At 74.1% G+C, this 4,704-nt stretch carries 5 protein-coding genes and 1 pseudogene; 5 read left to right on the top strand and 1 reads right to left on the bottom strand.

The features are described from left to right. A pseudogene (locus AB0O00_RS30180) lies at positions 1 to 335 on the top strand (3-oxoacyl-ACP synthase); the annotation flags it as partial. 145 nt (positions 336 to 480) lie between these two features. Beyond that, positions 481 to 1,194: a GDSL-type esterase/lipase family protein gene (locus AB0O00_RS30185; protein ID WP_363657133.1), complete on the top strand. Its 714-nt coding sequence runs from the start codon at positions 481 to 483 to the stop codon at positions 1,192 to 1,194. A gap of 75 nt (positions 1,195 to 1,269) precedes the next feature. On the opposite strand, the gene AB0O00_RS30190 is transcribed toward AB0O00_RS30185, so the two are convergent. Beyond that, positions 1,270 to 1,998 carry a gamma-glutamyl-gamma-aminobutyrate hydrolase family protein gene (locus AB0O00_RS30190; protein WP_363657135.1) on the bottom strand — a complete coding sequence of 243 codons (729 nt, stop codon included), beginning with the start codon at positions 1,996 to 1,998 and terminating at the stop codon, positions 1,270 to 1,272. Positions 1,999 to 2,156: 158 nt separating this feature from the next. Between AB0O00_RS30190 and AB0O00_RS30195 the strand changes: the two genes are divergently transcribed. The 3 genes from AB0O00_RS30195 to AB0O00_RS30205 form a co-directional block, all read left to right on the top strand. After that, positions 2,157 to 3,542 (top strand): glutamine synthetase family protein, encoded by a 1,386-nt coding sequence (locus AB0O00_RS30195; protein WP_363657137.1) that lies wholly within the window; start codon positions 2,157 to 2,159, stop codon positions 3,540 to 3,542. Positions 3,543 to 3,547: 5 nt separating this feature from the next. Further along, a complete protein-coding gene (locus AB0O00_RS30200; RefSeq protein ID WP_363657139.1) occupies positions 3,548 to 4,348 on the top strand; it encodes a 3-oxoacyl-ACP reductase in 801 nt (266 codons plus the stop codon). A gap of 112 nt (positions 4,349 to 4,460) precedes the next feature. Continuing rightward, on the top strand, positions 4,461 to 4,704 hold a 244-nt coding region (locus tag AB0O00_RS30205; protein WP_363657141.1), incomplete at its 3' end, for a DUF2510 domain-containing protein.

Genomic DNA, 4,704 nt, shown 5'->3' on the forward strand with positions numbered 1-4,704 from the left:
GGCACGTCAACGCGCACGGGACCGGCACCCCGCTCAACGACCCGGCCGAGGCGGCCGCCCTGCAGCAGGTGTTCCACCGGCCGCCGCCCGTGACCGCCAACAAGAGCGTCATCGGCCACACGATGGGCGCGGCCGGGGCGATCGAGGCGGCGATCGCCGTCCTGTCCCTCCAGCACCGGCTTGTGCCGCCCACCGCCAACCTCGACCGGCTCGACGACGCCGTCGACCTCGACGTCGTCACCAAGGTGCCGCGCCCGCTCACCGTCCCCACCGCCCTGTCCGTCTCCAGCGGCTTCGGCGGGCAGAACGCCGCCGTCGTGCTCACCGCCGCCTGAAGCGGCCCGCCCGGCGCGGGTCGTCCCGGCGGCGCCCCGAGCCATCGAGCCCACCGCTTCCCGCAGCGGTCGTCCCAAGCCGTCGAGCCCACCGCCACCCGAGCCGTCGCGGCCGTCCCACCGCCGCCCGAACCCGGAGCCCCCGATGTCCGTCCCCCTCGCCCTCGCCCGGCTCTACGCCCACCTGGTGTTCCGCCGCCCGCCCACCGACTGGTCCGTTCCCGCCGCGGACGGCCGGTACGAGCCCGCCGACCCGGCCGGCCCCGCCGAGCCCACCGGCCCCGACGACGACCGGCCGCTCACGCTGCTCGTGCTCGGCGACTCGCTCGCCCAGAGCCTCGCCGAGGGCGTCGGCCGCCCGGTCCTCCTGCGCGTCCACGCCCGGGCCGGCGCGACCACGGCCGCCGTCGGCCGGCAGGTGGCGCGGTCGGCGCGGCTGCGGCCGGGGATCGCGGTGCTGATCGTCGGCGGGAACGACGTGCTGCTGCCCGCGCCGCTCGGGCGCGCCGCCCGCCGCTTCGCCCATCTCGCGCGGGCGCTGCGGGACGCGGGCTGGCAACTCGTCGTCGTGCCGTGCCCCAACCCCGGCTACGGGCCCGGCTTCCGGCGCCTCGCCCGCTGGATCGGCCACTACCGGTCCCGCCGCCTCGCCCGCCTCCACACCCGCACCGCCGTCCGCACCGGCGCCCACCTGGCCCCCACGGCGGGCCCCGAGTTCCGCGAGCGGGCCGACACGCTCCTGGGCCCCGACGGCGTCCACCCGTCCCCGGCCGGCTACGCCGCCCACGCCGCCCGCATGCTGCCCACCATCCTGGAGGCGGCGGTGCAGGTCCGGACCCCCGTCCCCGCGCCCAACTGACCGACACGTTCCCCGCGTCCCGCAGCCGGGGCGCGGGGAACGGCACAAAGCACCTGCCTGGCAACCGAGTTGGCGCTACGCCAGCACCACCGCGTCCAACTGCGCCGCCGTGGCCGCCCGTACGAGGGCCCGCATCACGCGCAGGTCGTCGCCCTGCTCCGGGTGCCACTGCACCCCCAGCGTGAACCCCGGCCCCTCCACCGCCTCGACCGTCCCGTCCGGCGCGTGCGCCGAGACCCGCAGGCCGCCCCCGACCCGGTCCACCGCCTGGTGGTGGAAGGTCGGCACCTCCAACTCGCTCTCCGGCAGCAGCCCGCCGAGCAGCGTCCCCGGTACCGGCCGCACCAGGTGCGTCCCGTACTTGCCGGGCGTGCCGCCGTGCATGTCCACGTCGACGACGTCCGGCAGGTGCTGCACGAGCGTGCCCCCGCAGACGACGTTGAGGACCTGCATGCCCCGGCAGATGCCGAGCAGCGGCATGCCCGCCGCCAGCGCGCCGCGCAGCAGCGCGACCTCCCACACGTCCCGTTCCGGCGAGTCGACCTCGGTGCGCGGGTGCGCCGCCGCGCCGTAGTACGCCGGGTCGAGGTCCGGACCGCCCGCGATGACGAGGGCGTCGAGCCGCGCGAGGACGTCCGGCGCGCGTTCCGGGGCGTCCGGCGGGAGGAGGACGGCGATGCCGCCGGAGTCCTGGACGTAGGCGGTGTACCGCTCGGGCACGAGTGCCACCCGGCGGGCCCGCCAGTCGCTCCAACTCGCGTCCACCACGTAGGTGCTGACGCCGATGAAAGGCCTGCGATCCATGGCGCGCATTCTCCACCCGCCACGTCCTTTCCCACGTCAATCACGCATCTCGGCGCGCCACACCCGCCCGCCCTCTTCCGCCCCGCGAGCCGCAGGCCGTACGGTTCGCTGTGACCGCCTGATCTCGAAGAGTGATCGAGGAGAAGGGTTCCGTCGCCATGTCCGAGAACGCCGCCGCAGGCGGGCCGCCGCGGGCCCCGCTCACGCTGGACGAACTGCGCACCCTGGTGGACGCCGGCGAGGTGCACACCGTCGCGCTCGCCTTCACCGACATGCAGGGCCGCCTGCAGGGCAAGCGGTTCGCCGCCCGGTTCTTCCTCGACGAGGTCGTCGAGAACGGCGCCGAGGCCTGCGACTACCTGCTCGCCGTGGACGTCGACCTCAACACCGTGGACGGCTACGCGTTCTCGTCCTGGGCGACGGGCTACGGCGACTTCGCGATGCGCCCCGACCTCGCCACGCTGCGGCTCACCCCGTGGCAGCCCGGCACCGCCCAGGTCACCGCCGACCTCACCCGGCACGGCGGCCACCCGGTGGACGCGGCGCCGCGCCGGCTGCTGCGCCGCCAGATCGCGCGCCTGGCCGAGCACGGGCTGGCCGCCGACATCGGCACGGAGCTGGAGTTCCTGGTCTTCCGGGACACCTACGAGCAGGCCTGGCTGGGCGGTTACCGCGGCCTGACCCCGGCGAACCTGTACAACGTCGACTACTCGATGCTGGGCACGGCCCGTGTGGAGCCGCTGCTGTCGCGCATCCGCAACGAGATGGCGGGCGCGGGCCTGACCGTCGAGTCCGCGAAGGGTGAGTGCAACCTCGGCCAGCACGAGATCGCCTTCCGCTACGCCGACGCGCTCACCACGTGCGACCAGCACAGCGTCTACAAGACGGGCGCCAAGGAGATCGCCGCCCAGCAGGGCTGCGCGCTCACCTTCATGGCCAAGTACGACGAGCGCGAGGGCAACAGCTGCCACATCCACCTGTCGCTGCGCGACGCCGTCGGCGCGCCCGCGTTCGCCGACCGGGACGGCCGGATGACCGACACGATGCGGCACTTCCTGGCCGGGCAGCTCGTCGCGTTGCGCGAGTTCAGCCTGCTGTACGCGCCGAACATCAACTCCTACAAGCGTTACCGCCCGGGCTCGTTCGCGCCGACGGCGGTCGCCTGGGGCCGGGACAACCGCACCTGTGCGTACCGCGTGGTGGGCCACGGGCCCGGCCTGCGGATGGAGAACCGGGTGCCCGGCGGGGACGTCAACCCGTACCTCGCGGTGGCCGGGATGATCGCGGCCGGCCTGCACGGCGTCCAGCAGAAGCTCGAACTGCCCGCGCCGTGCCTGGGCAACGCGTACGCCGTCGAGGAGTACGCCCGGGTGCCCGGCTCGCTGCGCGAGGCCGCCGACCTGTGGAGCAGCAGCGAACTCGCCCGGGCGGCCTTCGGGGACGACGTGGTGGAGCACTACCTGAACATGGCCCGGGTCGAGCAGTCCGCGTACGACGGCGCCGTGACCGACTGGGAGCGCTACCGCTCCTTCGAACGGATGTGAGGCCGATGACCGCGAAGGGATCCGTACCCGAGGACGCCGTCTGCCGCCGCCTGGTCGGCCGCACCGCCGTGATCACCGGCGCGGGCAGCGGCATCGGCCTGGCCGCGGCGCGCCGGCTGGCCGCCGAGGGCGCGAAGGTGGTGTGCGCGGACCTCGACGAGGAGACCGGCAAGGCGGCGGCGAAGGAGGTCGGCGGCCTGTTCGTGCACACCGACGTCACCGACCCGTACATGGTCGAGGCGCTGTTCGACGAGGCCTACGAGACGTACGGCAGCGTGGACGTGGCCTTCAACAACGCGGGCATCTCGCCGCCCGAGGACGACTCGATCCTGACCACCGGCCTGGACGCGTGGCGAAGGGTCCAGGAGGTCAACCTGACCTCCGTCTACCTGTGCTGCAAGGCGGCGCTGCCGTACATGCGCCGGCACGGGCGCGGCTCGATCATCAACACGGCGAGCTTCGTGGCCCGGATGGGTGCGGCGACCTCGCAGATCTCGTACACCGCCTCGAAGGGCGGGGTGCTGTCGATGTCCCGCGAGCTGGGCGTGCAGTTCGCGCGGGAAGGGATCCGGGTGAACGCGCTGTCGCCGGGGCCGGTGGACACCCCGCTGCTGCGGGAACTGTTCGCCAAGGACCCGGAGCGGGCCGCGCGGCGCCTGGTGCACATCCCGCTGGGCCGGTTCGCCCGCCCGGAGGAGATCGCCGCGGCGGTGGCGTTCCTGGCCAGTGACGACTCGTCGTTCATCACCGCGAGCGAGTTCCTGGTCGACGGCGGCATCGCCGGGGCGTACGTCACGCCGCTGTAGGCCGCTCCGATGGGCCGCCCGGGGTGCTTCTCACCGTAATTTCATCCGGAAGCACGGGAATTCGCGGTTGTGCTGATTTCGCGTTTATCCGGGTGCCTTTAGATTCTCTGGTGTGAGTGAGCAGATTCCCGCCGGGTGGTACCCGGACCCCAAGGACACCAGCAGCGACCCGAGACCGCAGCGCTGGTGGGACGGCAAGGGCTGGACGGCCAGCACCCGGCCCGCACCCTCGGACGCGCCGACGCCGGAACCCCCGGCCGCCGACGCCCCGGGGCCGGGGACGGTCGAAGAGCCCCCGGCGGCGGCCGGCGGGCCGACGGTGCTGGAGGGCGAGGTGCTGGAGAGCGGTTCGGTCC

The organism is Kitasatospora sp. NPDC093558 (assembly GCF_040683475.1).
In the GTDB taxonomy this organism is placed as follows: Bacteria; Actinomycetota; Actinomycetes; order Streptomycetales; family Streptomycetaceae; genus Kitasatospora.